Below are 18,489 nucleotides of genomic sequence, written 5' to 3'. Positions count from 1 at the left end.
TCAGCGCATCACGCAGCGAACAACGCCGCGGCCAAGGTTGCCAGCATCGTGCGCAACTCGGCGCAGCGCCCCTCGTTGCCCAGAATCGTCCCGACCTCACAGCCGGCACCCGGCAACGGCACCGTGACGCTGGCCGGATCCAGCAATCGCGCCGACATGGTGAGCAGAATCTCGCGCAGGGCGGCCTGGGCGTGCTGCGAGCCACGCGCGGAGGCATTCAGCAGTGCCACCGGCTTGCCCGGAAACTCCAGGCTGCCGACCAGCCAGTCGAGCAGGTTCTTGAACGCACCGGGCACACCGTGCGCGTACTCGGGACAGGCGATCAGCAACGCATCGCTGCGGCCGACCGCCGCGCGCAACGCCTGCACCATAGCCGGCAACGGCTCGACGTCATCGTCCGGATTGAACAGCGGCAAGCTGCCGAGACCGGCATACAGCTCAAGTTCGAGGGTGCCTGGCGCCAGCTGCCGCGCTGCCTGCAGCACCGCGGTATTCGCCGAGATCCGGCGCAGGCTGCCCGACAGGCACAGCACGCGTCGTTGAATCATGCAGCCGGCGCGCCCTGCACCACGATCTTGCCCAGCCCCAGCGACTTGTTGCGCGGCTGGCGCGACAGGCGGCCCGCCGCATTGCGGGCAATCTCGCGGTAACGGGCCGCCAGATCGGAATCCGGCATCGCCACCACGGTGGGCGTGCCGCCATCGGCCTGCTCGCGGATGCGGATATCCAGCGGCAGCGAACCCAGATACGGCACGCCATATTGCGTCGACATCCGCTCGCCGCCGCCCTCGCCGAAGATGTGCTCCTCATGGCCGCAGTTGGAACAGATATGCGTGGCCATGTTCTCCACCACACCGAGCACCGGCACCTCGACCTTCTCGAACATCTTCAGCGCCTTGCGCGCATCCAGCAGCGCGATGTCCTGCGGCGTGGTGACGATCACTGCGCCCGCCACCGGCACCTTCTGCGACAGTGTGAGCTGGATGTCGCCAGTGCCTGGTGGCAGGTCGATGATCAGATAGTCCAGTTGCTCCCAGCGCGTGTCGGTGAGCAGCTGCATCATCGCCTGCGTCACCATCGGGCCGCGCCAGATCATCGGCGTATCCGTTTCCACCAGAAAGCCGATCGACATCACCGGCATGCCGTGCGCCTGCATCGGGATGATGCTCTTGCCATCGGGCGATTCCGGCTTGCCGCTGACGCCCAGCATGGTCGGCTGGCTGGGGCCGTAAATGTCGGCATCCAGCACGCCAACCTTCGCGCCCTCGGTCTGCAACGCCAGGGCCAGGTTCGCCGACACCGTGGACTTGCCCACGCCGCCCTTGCCGGATGCCACCACGATGATGTTCTTCACGTTCGGCAGCGGCCCCAGCGTGCCCTGCACCTTGTGCACGTGGACGCGGCTGGTGACCGACACGACTGCAGACTCGATCGCCGGATCGCTCTCCAAGGCCTGCCGAATAAGCCCGGTCAGGCTGCCAATCGCACCCGCTGCCGGGTAGCCAAGCTGAATATCCACCGACACGCGAGAACCATCGACGCCAACCGCGCGCAAGGACTCGGCCAGCGGCGCCCCGGTATGGGTGTCGATCAACTCGCCGAGGATACGGCGGACCAGGGCTTCGTTCGCCTGTGTCATGGGAACTCGAATGATAGGGGGACTGCTCATTATGCCAGCCCCCATCGCGCGCTACCGACCGACCCAGGTCAGCCAGCGTGTGCAGCACATGGCGCAATGCAGCTTGACGCTCCCGGCAGGCCCCGGCAGGCTCCAGCCATACGCTTTCGTACGGGAGGTCATCATGAAGCCACTGTTCCGACTCGCCATCGCCGCCAGCCTGTTGCTGGGCGCCAGCGCCGCCTTTGCCGCCACTGACACACCAGTTGGCACGTGGAAACAGGTCGACGATGCGACCGGCAAGCCCACCTCGATCATCCAGATCACAGAAGACAACGGCAAACTGCAGGGCAAGGTGCTGCAGGTGATGAACGCAAGCCCGGCAGACATCGCCCGTGACGGCAACCCGCCGAAGTGCACGCAGTGCAGTGGCGCCAACAAGGATCAGCCGATCATCGGCATGACCATCATGTGGGGTGTCGCCAAGGACGACGACGTGTGGGACGGCGGCAAGATCCTCGACCCCAAGAGTGGCAAGATCTACAAGGTGAAGCTCACGCTCACCGATGGCGGCCAGAAACTCGACGTGCACGGCTACATCGGCTTCGCCCTGCTCGGTCGCAGCCAGACATGGGAGCGGCAGGAATAAGCGCGAGCTCAATCCGTCTTTGCGTGTCGCACCAGACCCCATGCCAGCGCTCCTGGCATGGGGTTTTTCATGGGTGGTGGGCAAGCCTCAGGCGGTGCATGCCCATTTCATGCTGCGGCCGGGTCGGCCCGATGCACGACCAAGCCCTGTGCGCTGAAGCTTGCACGCAGCGCACGGCTGACATCGTGTTCGACCACCAGATGCTGCACTTCGTCGATACCGGCCACCCGATGCGTCGCCACCGTGCCGAGCTTGTCGCTGGTGGCAACAACGACCGTCTCGCCGCCGGCCTCGACCATCGCCCGCTTCAGCAAGGCTTCCTCACTGTCGAACCCCCATAGTCCACCGTCCGCATCAACGGCGCAGGCCCCGGGAAAGCACAGATCGGCACGTACCCGCTGGATCTCCTGCACCGCCTGCGCACCGACGGCAGCGCCAATCCGCACGTCGATCCGACCGCCGATCAGCAGAATCTCGAAGCCTTCGCGTTCCAGCAGGGTCTGCGCGATATCCGGTGCATTGGTCACCACGGTCAGGCCGAAATCCGCTGGCAACGCAGCAGCGATCGCCGCATTGGTCGAGCCGGCATCGATCAGCAACACCTGCCCCTGCCGCACCAGGGTCACCGCCTTGCGGGCGAGCGCCAGCTTGCGGCCGGCGTGTTCCTGGCGTCGCTGCTTGAGCGGTGCAACGGCAGCGGACAAGGGCAACGCCCCGCCGTAGACACGCTTGCACAAGCCCTGAGCAGCCAGCTCGCGCAGATCGCGCCGGACCGAATCCTCGGACACCACGAATTCCGCCGCCAGCTCCACCGCCACCACGCGACCGCGCTGGCGCAGTCGATCGAGTATCCATTGCTGACGCTCCTGCGGCAGCATCTCGCCGGGATTCACCTTAGCCATGCTCACGCACCTGCGGCGACGCGGCGTCGAGCAAACCCAGCGCCACCAGTTCAGCACGCAAAGTCGCGGCATCGCGGAAGTGCAGCGCGTGCATGCCTAGCTTCGCCGCCGCAGCCACATTGCGCGGAGCATCGTCGATAAAGACGGCGCGTTGCGCTTGAACGCCGTAACGATTCAACAGCACGTGGAAGATTGCTGGATCGGGCTTGATCAGCCGTTCCGCCCCGGACACCACGATGCCCTCGAATACCTGCAGGAACGGATAGCGATCGAAGGCCAGTGGAAACGTCTCCTGCGACCAGTTGGTCAAGGCGTACAGGCGCATGCCGCGCGCGCGCAGCTCATGAAGTATCGCCAGACTGTCATGCAGCGGGCCGCGCAGCATCTCGTCCCAGCGCGTGCGGTAGGCGGCGATCAGCGCGGTGTGTTCGGGGAACTCCGCGCTACGCAGCCGGATGGCCTCGTCCCATGGACGCCCGGCGTCCTGTTGCTCGTTCCATGGCGAATTGCACACCTCGGCCAGGAACCGCTCCATCGCCTGCTCGTCATCGAACAGCTGGCGATACAGATGGCGTGGGTTCCATTCGATCAGAACACCGCCGAGATCGAAGATCACCGTGTCCACTGCTGCATGTCCGATTCCACGCTCGCTCATTTCATCATCCTCGTTATGCATGTCATTCAACGCCGCACGATCCGCGCCGAGGCTGCCACCAGCAGCAGCATGCCGGCGACCACGGCCAGCGCCACCGGCAGGTTACTGGCATGGGCCAGGAAACCGATCAGTGCCGGGCCACTGAGCAGACCGGCATAGCCCAGCGTGGTCACCGTGGCGATGGAAATGGCCGGTGGTATACCCGGCAGGCGCCCCGCCGCACTGAACATCACCGGCACGATGTTCGATGCGCCCAGGCCAATCAGCACGAAACCGAACAGCGAAAGCGGTGACCACGACGCCATCGCCGCCAGCAGGAACCCGAGCGCCGCTGTACCGGCACCGATGCGCACCGCCCATACCGGACCCAGCCGCCCGACCACCCGGTCGCCGGCAAGCCGACCGGCTGCCATCGCCACCGAGAAACAGGCGTAGCCGATGCCGGCGGATGCCGCGGAGAACCCGCGGAAATCGCGCAGCAACACGGCGCTCCAGTCGAGCATCGAACCCTCGGCCAGGAAACTCACGAAGCACAGCACGCCGAGCAGCAATACCAGCCCGCGCGGCAGACGAAACACCGCCGTCTGTTCGGCTGCATCGTCCACACGGGAAAGCAGGCTGTTGCGCTGACTGAGCACGATCAACGCCAGCGCCAGCGCGATCACCACGGCGCCAGCCCACAGTGGCAGACCCAACGCAAGCAGTGCACTCATGACGGCGGCACCAGCGAGGCCGCCGATACTGAAAAGCCCATGGAAACCTGACATCAGTGCGCGACCGTCGCGCCGCTCCACCTCGACTGCATGCGCGTTCATTGCCACATCCACCGCACCCAGCATCGCGCCGAAGTACAGCAGTGTCACTGTCAGTGTCAGCGCGCTCGGCACGATCGCGAGCAGCGGAATCGCCACGCACAGCAGCAATCCGGCCACGCTGATCACCGTGCGGTTGCCGTAGCTATGGGTCAGCCAACCGACCAGCGGCATCGACAGCATCGAGCCACCACCGAAGGCCAGCAGCACCAGGCCAAGATCCGCATCGTCCAGCCCCAGCCGCGCCTTGGCGTACGGCACCATCGGTGCCCAGCTGGCCATGCCGATGCCGGATACCAGGAAGATCAGACGGGTGGCGCGGGTGGCCGCCCCGAGCTGCTCGTGCCCCGTTGAAATGGATCCACCAAGCACATTCATTGTCCCGCTCTATCTTTTAAAACACGCATAAATGTATATAAACACGCCAAATCATGCAACAAAGAAACCGTGCGCCTCAGAGACTCGCACACCACGTCGAGCCCATGCCGCCGCATCACACCCGTTGGCACCGATACCTCACGCAAGCCCCGAGATACGGCCAGCGCAGGCTCGCATGCAATAATGCGCAGTCATTCCGGAGTGCCTGTCTGCCATGAGTCGTCGCCTGCTCGTCACCCACGCTTTGCCCTATGCCAATGGCCCGCTGCATCTGGGCCATATGCTTGGCTATATCCAGACGGATATCTGGGTGCGCGCGCAGCGGATGATGGGCAACGAGGTGCATTTCGTCGCCGCCGACGATGCCCATGGCACACCGATCATGCTGGCTGCCGAAAAGGCCGGCATGACACCAGAAGCGTTCATTGCGGAGATTCGCGCAGGCCATGAAGCCGACTTCGCGGATTTCCAATTCAGCTTCGACCACTACCACACCACGCACTCGGACGAGAACCGCGAGCTGGCCTCGCTGATCTACACGCGTCTGCGCGACAGCGGGTACATCGCCAAACGCAGCATCCAGCAGTTGTTCGACCCCGAAAAGCAGATGTTCCTGCCGGATCGCTACATCAAGGGTGTGTGCCCGAACTGCGGTACGCCGGACCAGTATGGCGACAACTGCGAGCACTGTGGCGCCACGTATGCGCCGACCGACCTGATCAACCCCTATTCGGTGATGTCCGGCGCCACGCCCGTGTTGCGAGATTCGGAGCATTACTTCTTCGAGCTGAGCAAGTTCGAGGGCCTGCTGCACGACTGGTTCGCCGGCAAGTTCACCCACGACAAGCCGGTGGCGAACAGCGGTGTCGTGGCGAAGCTGCGGGAGTGGCTGGATGGTGGCCTGAAGGACTGGGACATTTCGCGCGACGCCCCCTACTTCGGCTTCCCGATCCCCGACGCACCGGGCAAGTTCTTCTACGTGTGGCTGGACGCGCCGGTGGGTTACCTGGCCAGCTTCAAGGCGCTGTGCGATCAGACCGGGCTGAAGTTCGACGACTTCCTTGGTCCCGACAGCATCGCCGAGATGCACCACTTCATCGGCAAGGACATCATCAACTTCCACGGACTGTTCTGGCCGGCGATGCTGCGTGGCGCGCAGTTCCGCACGCCGACCGCGCTGCATGTCAACGGTTACCTCACGGTGAACGGCGCCAAGATGTCCAAATCGCGCGGCACCTTCATCCAGGCGCGCACGTATCTCGACGCGGGGCTGCATCCGGAATTCCTGCGCTACTACTTCACCACCATGCTCAGCGATGCGCCGGTCGATGTGGATCTCGACCTCAAGGCATTCGAGGAGCGCGTCAACTCGCACCTGGTCGGCAAGTGGGTGAACATCGCCAGCCGCACGGCCGGCTTCGTGCAGAAATTCTTCGACGGCAAGCTCGCCGATCGCTTCGACGCCGAAGAAGCCGCGCTGTGGCAAATCCTGCTGTCGCATTACGACGGTATCGACCAGCTTTACGAAGACGGTGAATTCGCCGAAGTCACCCGGCGCTTCGTGCTGATGGCGGATCTGGTGAATGGCCACATCGCCGCCAAGGCGCCGTGGCTGATGGCCAAGGACGCAGCAAAGCGCGACGCGCTGCATCAGGTGTGCTCGTTCGCGCTGGCTGCCTTCCGCCTGCTCGCCGGCCTGCTCAAACCGGTCATGCCCGCCACCGTGGCCGCCGCCGAACAATTCCTCGCCGCGCCGATCACCAGTTTCGACAACGCCCGCCTCGAACTGCACGGTCACACCGTCAACGCGTTTGAACCGTTGCTCGCACGCATCGACCCCAAGCGCATCGAGGCAATGGTGGAAGCATCGAAGGAGTCGCTTGGCGGCTCCGCTGCCGAAGCCAAACCCGCGCCTGCCAAGAAATCCAGGGAACCCAGCAAGACCATGAGCGAAGCAAGCCGCATTCCGAATGCCCCCACCAACGGCAATGCCGTCGATGGCGCCGCCATCATTGGCATCGACGATTTCGCCAAACTCGACCTGCGCATCGGCAAGGTCATCGCCTGCGAATTCGTCGAGGGTTCCGACAAGCTGCTGCGCTTCGAACTGGACGCCGGCCCGCTGGGCAAGCGACAGATTTTCTCCGGCATCCGCGCCGCCTACGGCGAACCGGAGAAGCTGGTCGGCCGCAACGTGGTATTCATCGCCAACCTCGCCCCGCGCAAGATGCGCTTTGGCCTGTCCGAGGGCATGATCCTGTCGGCGGGCGACGGCGGTAACGACCTGTTCCTGCTCGACGCCGACCAGGGCGCGACGCCAGGTGCCACCGTCCGCTGAAGTCCTGCCATGACCCTGGTCGACCGCATCGATGCGATCCTGCCCCAGACGCAGTGCGAGCAATGCGGCTACCACGGCTGCCGGCCGTATGCGGAAGCGATCGCGCGTGGCGAGGCGCAGATCAACCAGTGTCCGCCCGGTGGCGTGGCAGGCATCGAGAAGCTGGCCGCGCTGTTGCAGCGACCAGTGCTGCTGCTGAGCCCCGAGCATGGTGTCGAGAAGCCGCGCACGCTGGCACGCATCGTCGAAGCGGACTGCATCGGTTGCACCAAATGCATCCAGGCCTGCCCGGTCGACGCGATCGTCGGTGCATCCAAGCTGATGCACACAGTGATCGCCGACGATTGCACCGGCTGCGAACTATGCGTACCGGCCTGCCCGGTCGACTGCATCGTGCTGCTACCGATGCCGGAAACACAGATCGACACAGTTCATGCCGAGGCAGCGCGCGTGCATTTCCAACGTCGTGAAACACGGCTGGAACATCTGCGTGTGCTACGCGAAGCCGAACTCGCTGCACGCAAGGTGGCAGTGGACGCCACAGCCAACCCGGTCAATCCCGTGCTGGCGGCGCTAGCCCGCGCCAAGGCGAAACAACAGGAGCCGAAGCCGTGAAGCGCGCCGATGTGATCGAACTGTTCACGCGCCTGCGCGAACTCAACCCACACCCGACCACCGAGCTTGTCTACACCACGCCGTTCGAACTACTCGTCGCGGTAGTGTTGTCGGCGCAAGCCACCGATGTGGGCGTGAACAAGGCAACGAAGAAACTCTATCCAGTGGCAAACACGCCGCAAGCGATGCTCGATCTCGGCGAGGAAAATCTGAAGCACTACATCAGCACGATTGGCCTGTTCAACGCGAAGGCGAAGAACGTGATCGCGCTGTGCCGGCTCCTGATCGAGCAACATGATGGCGAAGTGCCACATAACCGCGAAGCGCTGGAAGCGTTGCCGGGCGTAGGTCGCAAGACGGCCAACGTGGTGCTCAATACGGCGTTCGGCGAGCCGACCATCGCGGTGGACACGCATATCTTCCGCGTAGCCAACCGTACTGGCCTCGCGACGGGCAAGGATGTGCGCGCGGTCGAGGACAAGCTGGAGAAGGTAATCCCCACCGAGTTCAAGCAGGACGCCCACCACTGGCTGATCCTGCACGGCCGCTACGTGTGCAAGGCGCGCAAGCCGGACTGCCCGCACTGCGCGATCCGCGACCTGTGCCACTACAAGGACAAGACGGCCGCCGACTGAGCCGTCAGGCCGGCAACTGCGCCCGCTCCAGTGCCGCGATGTGGCGTTCCAGCCGCGGCCCCAGATAGCAGTGCGAACCGCATGGCAGCAGTCCAACCTCACCGAATTCGCGCAGGTACCAAGCCGGCGCGCGCGGCACGAAACCGTGGTGGTCGCCGGCGACATCATCGCGACTGGTGAATACCTCCAGAAACGCGACGCCTTCGAGCATCTCGCCGATGCCCTGCAGGCCGGCGCGGATCTCGGCCGGCTTCAGGTAATGCATCACATCGGTGCATACGATCAGGTCGAAGCGCATATCGAAGCGCAGCTGTTCCAGCTGGCCGAAGCGCGCCAGGCCGATATTGCGACTGCGGCCATAGCGCGCCGCCACGTATTCGCTGGCATCCAGTCCGCGATAAGCGATACCCGGCCGCAGCGCGCGCAGCGGCGCCCGCCAAGTGGCCTCGCCACAACCGACATCGAGCACGTTGCGGATCGGCCGACCCAGGTAGTACTCGGCCTGCGCCACCACCATCGCCACCTTGCGCTTCAGTTCGGTCGGCGAACCGACTGCGTGCCGGGGATCGCGGTACCACTTGTCGAAATAGTCGCGGTCGTAGGTCTTGGGCATGACAGGCTCCGGCGGGAGTCGCATGGTAACCGCCGCGGCACGCGATGGGCACTTCAGCTGAATCGCCCCGGAATATGCGCTATCCGTCACATGGCGACGGTCAGCCGAAGCACGGCCTTTGCGTTAACACTACGCAACACCCCTCATCCGAGTACGGACGCATGCCTGCCACCGCCCCGCTACGCTGCCGTGTTTTGGTTCTCGGCTTGCTGCTGACCCTGGCTCCTGCACTGGCTTGCGCTGGCAATGGGAGGCCATCGGACAGCATGCCAACCACGACAGTTACCGCGAAGGTGGATGGCTTGCGACTGGGCGACATCGCCTGGTTGCGCCGCGACGGCTTCGGCCTCGACAGCATCACGCTGGCGCGCTATCGCGAACTGGGCCGCACGCGCTTCCTCGACGAACAACTTGCCAGCGGTGACGACAGCCTGCCGCCGCAGGTTGCCGCACAGATCCAGAACCTCACCGTCATCAGCACGCCGCTAGGGCAGCAGCTTGCCGAGTACCAGGAGCGCGCGCAGCAGTTCAAGCAGATGTCGGACAGCCCGGCCAAGGAAGCCGCGAAGAAGGCATTCCAGCTGTACCGCCGGGACATCTACCAGCAGGCAGCGCAGGCCGAGATGCTGCATGCGATCTATGGCGGCGACCAGCTGAAGGAACAATTGGTGTGGTTCTGGCTCAATCACTTCAGCGTATATGCGGAGAAGGGGCCTGTACGCCTGTTCACCGCCGACTACGAGGAGCACGTGATCCGTCCGCATGCACTGGGCAAGTTCAAGGATCTGGTCATGGCCACGCTGCAGAGCCCTGCCATGTTGGTATTTCTCGACAACGTGCACAACGTCAAGGACAAGACCAACGAGAACTACGCGCGCGAGCTGATGGAACTGCACACGCTGGGCGTGAACTCCGGCTACAGCCAGCAGGACGTGCAGCAGCTGATGCGCATCCTCACCGGCGCCGGCCTGCTGCCAGCGAAGCCGGCTGCGCGCCGCAACCTGTTCGCCCGTGCGCGCCCTGGCCTGGTGCGCGATGGCCTGTTCGTATTCAACCCAAACCAGCACGATTTCGGCGACAAAAGCTTCCTCGGCCACGCCCTCCAGGGCACTGGCTACGACGAGATCGCCCAGGCCGTGGATCTGATCGTGCGCCAGCCGGCCTGCGCGCACTTCATCTCGCAGCAGCTCGCCACCTACTTCATCGCCGACCAGCCATCGGCGTCGCTGGTCGATGCGATGGCGAGCACGTTCCAGCGCACCGACGGCGACATCGCCGCGGTCATGCGCACGATGCTGCTGTCGCCGGAAGCTGCCGCCGTCGACGGACACAAGTTCAAGGACCCGATGCGTTTCCTGGTCTCGGCGATGCGGCTGACCTACGACGGCCAGCCGATTCCGAACGCGGTGCCGCTGGTGAACTGGCTGCGGCAGATGGGTGAGCCGCTGTATGGCCGCATCACGCCCGACGGCTGGCCGCTGGATTCGGCCAGTTGGACCGGCTCGGGCCAGATGAGCAAACGCTTCGACTTCGCCGGCGTGATCGGCAGCGGACGCAACCGGCTGTTCGTGGATAACAGCGATCCTGTACTGCCGGGCGCTTCGGCGAATCCACCGCGGGATGCTCCCGCATTGCGCGACTCGGCGCTGTATCGCGACGCGATCGCGCAAGGGCTGTCCACTGCCACCAACAACGCCCTTAGCCAAGCCAAATCGCCGATGGAATGGAACACGTTCCTGCTGTCGTCACCCGATTTCAATTACCGCTGACGCAACCCCTGCCTGCATGGACGAGCTTGCTGACCATCACCGAGGTGCACCATGAACCGCCGCGAATTCCTGTTTGCCGCCGCCAGCGCTACCGCTGCGTTGCCAGCCCTGTCGTTCTCCGGAAAGTTGTTCGCCACGCCAACCAGCGCACCGCGCTTCCTGCTGGTGTTCCTGCGCGGCGGCTATGACTGCAACAACCTGCTGGTACCCCACAGCAGCGACTTCTATTACGAGTCGCGGCCCACACTGGCAATCGCCAAGCCTGATGCGGGCAACCCGAACAGCGCCATCGCGCTGGACGCAAACTGGGGCCTCAACCCGGTGCTGCGCGATTCGATCTATCCGCTGTGGCAGCGCAAGCAGATCGCGTTCGTGCCGTTCGCCGGCACCGACGATCTGTCGCGCAGCCATTTCGAGACTCAGGACAATATCGAATCCGGCGAACCAACGGCCCAGCGCGGCAACTTCCGTTCCGGTTTTCTCGCCCGCCTGTCCAGCACGCTGCCCAGCGTTCCACCGATCGCTTTCACAAATACCCTGCCCCTCAGTTTCCAGGGAGCCGGCCATGACATTCCCAATATCTCGCTCAAGGGTGATACCAAGCCACATTTCGACGCGCGCCAGTCGGCGATCCTCACCCAGATGTACCAGGGCACGTCACTCGCCGCCGCCACCGCGGATGGTCTTGCGTTACCGAACACGGTCTCGCAGGATCTGCGCAACGAAATGATCCAGGCCAGCCGTGGCGCACCCAGCGCGAAAGGCTTTGCCGCCGAAACGCAACGCATCGCCACGCTGATGCGCGACCGCTACCGACTCGGCTTCATCGATGTGGGCGGCTGGGACACCCACGTGAACCAGGGCAGCATCACCGGCGGCCTCGCCAACAACCTGCGCAATCTCGGCGAAGGATTGAGTGCCTACGCCGACGCGCTGGGTAACGAATGGAACAACACCGTGGTGGTGGTGGTCTCCGAGTTCGGCCGCACCTTCCGCGAGAACGGCGACAAGGGCACCGACCACGGTCACGGAACCGTGCACTGGGTGCTCGGCGGCAAAGTCAACGGTGGCCGCATCGCTGGCGAGCAGGTCGCCGTGAACCAGCAAAGTTTGCTGCAGAACCGTGACTACCCCGTACTCAACAATTACCGCGACACGCTGGGTGGCCTGATGGGCCGTGTGTGGGGCCTGCATGATAGTCAGCTGCAAACGGTATTCCCGCAGGCAAGACCCAAGGATCTGCGCCTGGTGTGAACGGCGAATTGCCGCGACACTGCATGAATCGCCCCCTCTTTCCGATGGAACATCCCGCATGCGCCCCATGTCTGTTGCCGCCCGCTTCATGACGACGACACGTCGACAGTGCATGGTCGCAGGGCTGCTCCTGCTCATACCGTTGCTGACCAGCGCACGTGGCATCACCAGCCTGGGCAGCGACGATATTGCGTGGCTGCGCCGTGACGGCTTCGGTCTGGACACGATCAGCGTGGATCAATATCGCAGCCTCGGGCGCGAACGTCTCCTGGACGCACAACTCACCGGCCGCGTGGATGGCCAACTGCCACCTGAAATCACCACCCTGATCGGCAGCTTCGAAGCCATCCGCATACCGACCACGCAACAGCTTGTGACGCTTCAAGCCGAGCAGCAGCGCATCAAGGCGCTGCCCGATGGGTCGGATAAAGTCGCCGCGAACAAGGCCCTGCAGGCACAGGGCAACCAATGGTTGCAACAAGCACAACAGGCCGAACTACTGCAGGCGGTGTACGGCCCGAACCAGCTGAAAGAACAACTCGTGTGGTTCTGGCTCAACCATTTCAGCGTGTATGCCGCGAAGGGACGCATCCGCTGGGAGCTGGCCGACTACGTACAGAACACGATTCGCCCGCATGCCCTGGGCAAATTCAAAGACCTGCTGATAGCCACGCTGGAAAGTCCGGCGATGCTCGAGTTTCTCGACAACGCGCAGAACGCGAAAGGCCACGTCAACGAAAACTACGCGCGCGAACTGATGGAGCTGCATACGCTTGGCGTGGACTCCGGCTACACCCAACAGGACGTGCAGCAACTTGCGCTGATCCTCACCGGTGTGGGCATCGCGCCGGTCGACGGCAAGCCGCAGCGTTTCAATCCGAAGTTCGCACCACTGGTCGTCAATCGCGGCTTGTTCCAGTTCAACCCGCAGCGGCACGATTTCAGTGACAAGACTTTCCTCGGCCATGTCATCCATGGCAGTGGCTTCGATGAGGTGAACCAGGCGATCGACATCATCGTGCATCAGCCCGCCTGCGCGCAGTTCATCTCGCAGCAGCTTGCCGAATATTTCGTGGCCGACCAGCCGCCGAAGAAACTGGTGGACAAGATGGCCCGAACTTTCCTGCACAGCGACGGCGATATCGCCAAAGTGATGCGCACGATGTTCGATTCACAAGAGATCGTGACCAGCGCCGGCAAGAAATTCAAGGATCCGACCCAGTTCGTGGTGTCGTCGGTACGACTGGCCTACGACGGCAAACCGCTCGCCAATGCCCTGCCACTGGTCAACTGGCTGAATCAGCTGGATGAACCGCTGTTCGGACGCATTACTCCTGACGGCTGGCCTTTGGATGGCGCCAGCTGGTCCAGCTCGGGGCAGATGGAAAAACGCTTCGACATCGCCAACGCGATAGGCACCGGCAACAACCAGCTGTTCACTCCGGTCGGCAGCAATTCACGCGAGGCCGGATTTCCAATGCTGACCACGCGGCTGTATTACGACGCGATCGAGCCGCGGCTTACGGCACCAACCCGCAACGCACTGGCCAAGGCCAACTCGCAACAGGAATGGAATACCTTCCTGTTGTCATCGCCAGACCTCAACTATCGCTGAGCTGTATTTCCTGGGTGCACTCACGCCTCCGAACTGGGGACCAGCAGATGCTTGGCGATCTGCCCATGCAGGCGGCCGATGCCGCGTACCAGGTGCAGGCTGGCGAACAGCAGCACAATGCCGACGAAGCAGAGCGCAAGGGTGCCAGCCCAGCCAGGGCCGTAATAGCTGTAGCCATCGACGTTCATGTTGATCACGTTGAAACCGAAGGCCTTGAAGAAGGGCGAACCGATGAAGGCCAGCGATACGCTCAACAGCGTCACGGCAACGGTGAAGTAGATGATCCCCAGCGGCAGCATCAGCAGCATGTAGAACAGCGTGCCCCAGGTACGGCCGTCAGTGAACATCGCCCCGATGCGCTTCAACAGCGGCAACCCTTGCTGCGACGGATACGGTGGCCGGCGCGGCATGCGCACACCGAGCATGGTTTCGACGATGCGCCCTTCCAGCAGCGACAACCCGCGCACACTGCCAAGGAACAGCAGGAAGAACGGAATACCGATGATCAGGATCGACAGGCCTGCCGACAACGACAGACCGGTCACCGCCCAGGTGAAATAGAAGATCCCGGTGACCAGCGCCAGCAACAGATAGAACAGCGCGCCGTAGGTATGCGGATCGGCCGCCACGCCAAAGAATTTCCCCAACGTCGAACGGCGTTGCGGCGGCGGCGGCGGCCGGATCGCACGCTGGATTTTTATTTCCTGATCACGATAGATGTCCGCCACCTCGTCCGGCGCACCATAACTGCCGACGACATGCTCGAGCATGGCTGCCTCATCGCGACCAGGTTGTTCCGCCAGCTCCGCGCGCAGGTGTTCCTCGGCGTCGTACAGCGCATCCTGGACCAGGGCTGGATCGGCACCACGCAAAGCGGTACGCAGTTGTTCCAGATATTCGTTGATGGTGCGTGGCGCGTTCATTACACCCCTCCTTGCAAGACGTTATCGACGGAATCGCGGGTCGCAGTCCACGCCGCGACCCACTCGCGCAATACATCGCGCCCCGGTTTGGTGATGCGGTAATAGCGGCGCGGTGGCCCACTGATCGAAGGCTCGACTTCGCTGGCCAGCAATCCGGCCCCTTCCAGATTGCGCAAGACGGGATACAACGCGCTCTGTTTGCCGGCCAGCACACCTTCGCCGACCTCCTCCAGCCGCTTGGCAATCTGGTACCCGTACATCGGCTGGCGCGACTGGCCAAGTACCGCCAGCAGAACCAGCGACACGGTGCCGCTGGAAAGCTCCTTCTGGAACTTCTTCAACTGGCTGGCACTGTCTTCCATTCACTCACCTGCACTGCGGCTTAGGCCTGAGTGAACCATAGTGTTTAGTTATGACTAGCACATGGGCCTGAAGTCATGCATGAGCGATTCCCGCAGCTTGGCATGGCAACTCGCACAATGATGGTTTCGACTCGATTCGAATCGGTGCTGGACACATCATCGTTTCATCAAGTGCCGTATCGGCGGTGGCGAAATCAGGTTCTGTGAAACCTTGCCGCCATGGCCACTACACGCTGATGCTCATACGGACATGCAGCGCACTGGCAGTACCGCCACTCACGCTTTGCAGGGCGCCAAGTCACTCGCTCCAAGCACTATCGCGCAAACAATTTTCGCCAGACCGCGATAAACGCCCGCAGCGGAGCGGTTATTTTCCATGAAGTGGAAGTTCTGTAGTCATTCACGAGATTCTGGCAAGATCGTAGCTGCGCATCCAGCTTATGCAGGCTCGCGTTGCACTCCAGCAACTCCTGTTTCAACCGGAAAGTATCATTGGTGACGGGATTGGGGCGTTGAGCGGTATCGCACATGGCCCGCCAACTTTCGATGCACTTCGACTTATCAAGCGAAGTCTTGAGCGTGCAGAAAAATTCGAGCTGGCCATACGCCGTGTCGATGAAATCCGCGCACATGAAGTGAACCAGGCCTGCTTCCACAAGTTCACCCATGAGCTTGGCAAACGAGTATGGGGTGAACACCCAGCAGTGCACGTCGTGATAGGTGCCATGCGTGATGGCATCCTGCGCAAGCCGCACGGCATCTTCGAACGTGTAATCCCGCGGCAACCGTGTTACGTCGACCTCTCCTCGCCACGCGGCGTCGGTATCCATTTGCGTCTTGTTGACGGCAAAGTCGATGATTTCACGCGACTGCGGGATACGGGCACGTACCAGATTTGCCGTCACCACATCGGCAAGCCGCGTTTCGGAACGCAAATAGTCAAAGGTATACCGCTTGTCGGGTATCGCCAGCCTGACCTCGCCATTGCTTGTCAGGACATGTTCGATTTCGTTCAGCCATGTTATGAGATCGGGAACATGTTCGATGACATGACAGGCAATCACATAGTCAACTTTTCTATTCGTGCCGATGGCCTCTTGCAACGTGTCTTCGCCCCATATCGCATCGATGTCGACGATTTTCGCGACGTCCACATTGGGGTCGTGTTCGTATCGATGACGCAGAAATGCAGCGTCGGCATAGTCGACATAGATCACATCACCCATCTCTCTTGTGACAATTGGACTCGCCAACGGACCAATTTCGAGTGCAGTCTTCTTGGCCAGCGAAACACCATGAAGCAGGAAGTCTTGTCGATTCATATCTTTTCGATGAGAGTGGCCTGGGGTTTCAAGCAAACATCGCCTGGTACGGCAGTTTCCGATGGTTCGACAAGGTAGCAGACATCCAGTTGCGCCATCTGCCCTATCGTTGGCACAGCCGACGCCATGAACGTGAAAACTGATTGACACAGGCATCGTGGATCGCCGGCCGCAGGCTCAGTGTTCAACAGACATGGATCGACTCAGTCGCGGACACATTGACAATGTGTCCGCCCCGGCTCTGCTAAGTTGCGCCTTCCATTGGTCCACAGTCCGAAGGGGAAATGCATGTTTCGTCGCCGCCACCTCGTCGCCGCCACCGCACTGGCCGCCTGTCTGATTGCGGCGCCCGCACTCGCCGATCAGGGCAAATCCACAGCAACACCGACGTCCCAGGAGCTCCTTGCCAAGTCCAGCCCGGCTGAATGGCGCCGGCCCGACCCGAGCAATCTACTGGTCATGCAACTGCCAGCTGGCCGTGTATTGATCGAGCTGGCACCGGACTTCACACCACTGCACGCGGCGAATATCCGTACTCTGGTGCGACAGCACTACTTCGACGACTTGGCCATCGTGCGGGTGCAGGACAACTTCGTGACCCAGTGGGACGATCCAGCTGGCGACGATGGCGGCGACCCGAAAAAAATCCGCTCGCTGGGCAAAGCGAAAACCAAGCTTCCACCGGAATTCACGCGCCCAATCGACCCGAAACTGCCATGGACCGCGCTACCGGATGGCGATGTCTATGCACCCCAGGTCGGCTTCTCCGAAGGTTTCCCGGTGGCACGTGACCCGGCCAGCGGACAGGAATGGCTGACCCACTGCTACGGCATGGTCGGCGTGGGGCGCGACAACGGCCCGGAAACCGGCAACGGCAGCGCGTTGTATGCGGTCATCGGCCAGGCGCCACGTCGGCTGGACCGCAACCTCGCCGTGATCGGCCGCGTACTGGAAGGCATGCCGTTGCTGTCCGGCTTGCCACGCGGCACAGGTCCGATGGGTTTCTATACCGCGCCGGCGCAGCGAACCGCCATCGAATCCGTGCAACTGGCCGTCGATCTGCCGCCAGCTCAGCGGCCCTCACTGGAAGTACTGCGTACCGACAGCCCTACGTTCACCGCCCTGATCGAAGCAAAGCGCAACCGTCGCGATGCGTTCTATGCCGTGCCTGCCGGCAAGGTCGACCTGTGCGATATCGACGTACCGGTACGCACCGCCCAAGCCACCACGTCCGCCAGACCTTGATGGTCGGGACAACGGTTATAACCGCGCCATGAAAACATTCTGTTCAGCCTTGTCGGTTAACTTGTGGGACTGAGCGTGTCCGCACGCTCATTGCCCGTCCCGCTGGAAGCCACGATGCCGCTGAACGATACCTTGACCTTCCTGCGGGCCTGGATGCGAGCCCCGCGCAGCATCGGCGCACTGACACCGTCGGGCCCGTCACTGGCGCGGCTGATGACCACGCACATCAACCATCTTGATGGCCCGGTGATCGAACTGGGCCCTGGCACGGGTGTGTTCACACGTGCCCTGGTTGCCCGCGGCATACCGACCCATCGTCTTGCGTTGATTGAGGCCGACCCGGTTTTTGCCGACGCCCTGGCACATCGCTATCCGGGTGCGCATGTACTGAGCATGGACGCCGCGCGGCTGGGCGATGCGCTTCCCCTGTTCGGCGATGAGCGGGCCAGCGCAGTGATCAGCGGCTTGCCATTGCTGTCGATGCCGGCAAGCCAGGTCGCGGCGATCATCCAGGGCGTATTCGAGCGACAGCTGCACTCCAACGGCGCGTTCTACCAGTTCACCTACGGCCCGCGCTGCCCGTTGCCGCGGCACCTTCTGGAACGGCTCGACCTTGAAGCGGTACGCATCGGCAGCGTGTTGTTCAATCTGCCGCCAGCTGCGGTGTATCGCATAGGTCGACGCCAGCGCAACAGGGTTGCGGCGTGATGCCTGACGCATGAATCCCTGCTGAGTTTCTTGCCGCCTTGCATACATAACCTTGCCATTGGCTACGTTATCAGTA

18 protein-coding genes are annotated in these 18,489 nt (G+C 62.7%); 9 read left to right on the top strand and 9 right to left on the bottom strand.

Translation table 11 applies throughout. The features are described from left to right. Positions 1-8 precede the first annotated feature (8 nt). The gene (locus tag B0E50_RS17715; RefSeq protein ID WP_077442605.1) at positions 9-548 is read right to left on the bottom strand and encodes an NADPH-dependent FMN reductase; all 540 of its coding nucleotides are present in this window, start codon (positions 546-548) and stop codon (positions 9-11) included. Continuing rightward, entirely contained in the window at positions 545-1,639 is a 1,095-nt protein-coding gene (gene apbC / locus B0E50_RS17710; RefSeq protein ID WP_077442604.1) for an iron-sulfur cluster carrier protein ApbC, read from the bottom strand. Before apbC ends, B0E50_RS17715 begins: the two co-directional genes overlap by 4 nt. A 163-nt stretch (positions 1,640-1,802) precedes the next feature. On the opposite strand from apbC, the gene B0E50_RS17705 reads away from it, so the two are divergent. Continuing rightward, on the top strand, positions 1,803-2,267 hold the full coding sequence (locus tag B0E50_RS17705) for a DUF2147 domain-containing protein (RefSeq protein WP_077442689.1): 465 nt from the start codon (positions 1,803-1,805) through the stop codon (positions 2,265-2,267). Between the two features lie 107 nt (positions 2,268-2,374). Here the strand turns inward: B0E50_RS17705 and B0E50_RS17700 are convergent, their stop codons facing one another. From B0E50_RS17700 to B0E50_RS17690, 3 genes are read right to left on the bottom strand one after another with little or no spacing between them, the layout of a single operon-like run. Further along, positions 2,375-3,169 (bottom strand): DeoR/GlpR family DNA-binding transcription regulator, encoded by a 795-nt coding sequence (locus B0E50_RS17700; protein WP_077442603.1) that lies wholly within the window; start codon positions 3,167-3,169, stop codon positions 2,375-2,377. Next, the gene (locus B0E50_RS17695; RefSeq protein ID WP_077442602.1) at positions 3,162-3,824 is read right to left on the bottom strand and encodes an HAD family phosphatase; all 663 of its coding nucleotides are present in this window, start codon (positions 3,822-3,824) and stop codon (positions 3,162-3,164) included. The genes B0E50_RS17700 and B0E50_RS17695 overlap by 8 nt, the downstream gene beginning before the upstream one ends. A gap of 26 nt (positions 3,825-3,850) precedes the next feature. Beyond that, positions 3,851-5,014, bottom strand: a complete 1,164-nt coding sequence (locus B0E50_RS17690) for an MFS transporter (protein ID WP_077442601.1) — start codon at positions 5,012-5,014, stop codon at positions 3,851-3,853. A gap of 214 nt (positions 5,015-5,228) precedes the next feature. On the opposite strand from B0E50_RS17690, the gene metG reads away from it, so the two are divergent. The 3 genes from metG to nth are packed head-to-tail and all read left to right on the top strand — an operon-like array spanning position 5,229 to position 8,602. Beyond that, on the top strand, positions 5,229-7,352 hold the full coding sequence (gene metG, locus B0E50_RS17685; RefSeq protein ID WP_077442600.1) for a methionine--tRNA ligase: 2,124 nt from the start codon (positions 5,229-5,231) through the stop codon (positions 7,350-7,352). 9 nt (positions 7,353-7,361) lie between these two features. Continuing rightward, positions 7,362-7,967, top strand: a complete 606-nt coding sequence (locus B0E50_RS17680; protein WP_077442599.1) for an RnfABCDGE type electron transport complex subunit B — start codon at positions 7,362-7,364, stop codon at positions 7,965-7,967. Then, positions 7,964-8,602 (top strand): endonuclease III, encoded by a 639-nt coding sequence (nth, locus tag B0E50_RS17675; RefSeq protein WP_077442598.1) that lies wholly within the window; start codon positions 7,964-7,966, stop codon positions 8,600-8,602. Before B0E50_RS17680 ends, nth begins: the two co-directional genes overlap by 4 nt. Positions 8,603-8,606: 4 nt before the next feature. Here the strand turns inward: nth and B0E50_RS17670 are convergent, their stop codons facing one another. Next, entirely contained in the window at positions 8,607-9,215 is a 609-nt protein-coding gene (locus B0E50_RS17670) for a class I SAM-dependent methyltransferase (protein ID WP_077442597.1), read from the bottom strand. Between the two features lie 266 nt (positions 9,216-9,481). On the opposite strand from B0E50_RS17670, the gene B0E50_RS17665 reads away from it, so the two are divergent. From B0E50_RS17665 to B0E50_RS17655, 3 genes are all read left to right on the top strand, one after another. Continuing rightward, positions 9,482-10,984, top strand: a complete 1,503-nt coding sequence (locus B0E50_RS17665) for a DUF1800 domain-containing protein (RefSeq protein WP_254427336.1) — start codon at positions 9,482-9,484, stop codon at positions 10,982-10,984. Positions 10,985-11,035: 51 nt separating this feature from the next. Next, positions 11,036-12,238, top strand: coding sequence for a DUF1501 domain-containing protein (locus B0E50_RS17660; protein WP_077442595.1), 1,203 nt, complete (start codon positions 11,036-11,038; stop codon positions 12,236-12,238). A 67-nt stretch (positions 12,239-12,305) separates the two neighbouring features. Then, positions 12,306-13,853 carry a DUF1800 domain-containing protein gene (locus B0E50_RS17655; protein WP_254427335.1) on the top strand — a complete coding sequence of 516 codons (1,548 nt, stop codon included), beginning with the start codon at positions 12,306-12,308 and terminating at the stop codon, positions 13,851-13,853. A 20-nt stretch (positions 13,854-13,873) separates the two neighbouring features. Here the strand turns inward: B0E50_RS17655 and B0E50_RS17650 are convergent, their stop codons facing one another. From B0E50_RS17650 to B0E50_RS17640, 3 genes are all read right to left on the bottom strand, one after another. Next, complete coding sequence (locus tag B0E50_RS17650) at positions 13,874-14,776, bottom strand: sensor domain-containing protein (protein WP_077442593.1); 903 nt, start codon at positions 14,774-14,776, stop codon at positions 13,874-13,876. Beyond that, positions 14,776-15,138, bottom strand: a complete 363-nt coding sequence (locus B0E50_RS17645; RefSeq protein ID WP_077442592.1) for a PadR family transcriptional regulator — start codon at positions 15,136-15,138, stop codon at positions 14,776-14,778. The genes B0E50_RS17650 and B0E50_RS17645 overlap by 1 nt, the downstream gene beginning before the upstream one ends. A 314-nt stretch (positions 15,139-15,452) precedes the next feature. Continuing rightward, positions 15,453-16,460, bottom strand: coding sequence for a class I SAM-dependent methyltransferase (locus tag B0E50_RS17640; RefSeq protein WP_139350924.1), 1,008 nt, complete (start codon positions 16,458-16,460; stop codon positions 15,453-15,455). Positions 16,461-16,748: 288 nt separating this feature from the next. Here B0E50_RS17640 and B0E50_RS17635 point away from each other — a divergent pair, with 288 nt between their 5' ends. Further along, positions 16,749-17,705 carry a peptidylprolyl isomerase gene (locus tag B0E50_RS17635; protein ID WP_077442590.1) on the top strand — a complete coding sequence of 319 codons (957 nt, stop codon included), beginning with the start codon at positions 16,749-16,751 and terminating at the stop codon, positions 17,703-17,705. Between the two features lie 114 nt (positions 17,706-17,819). Beyond that, positions 17,820-18,413: a phospholipid methyltransferase gene (locus tag B0E50_RS17630; RefSeq protein WP_077442688.1), complete on the top strand. Its 594-nt coding sequence runs from the start codon at positions 17,820-17,822 to the stop codon at positions 18,411-18,413. The last annotated feature ends 76 nt before the right edge of the window (positions 18,414-18,489 follow it).

Source organism: Rhodanobacter sp. C01 (assembly GCF_002001045.1).
Classification (GTDB): domain Bacteria; phylum Pseudomonadota; class Gammaproteobacteria; order Xanthomonadales; family Rhodanobacteraceae; genus Rhodanobacter.
Note: the sequence above shows the minus strand (reverse complement) of the source record. Positions and strands in the feature narration are given on the sequence as shown.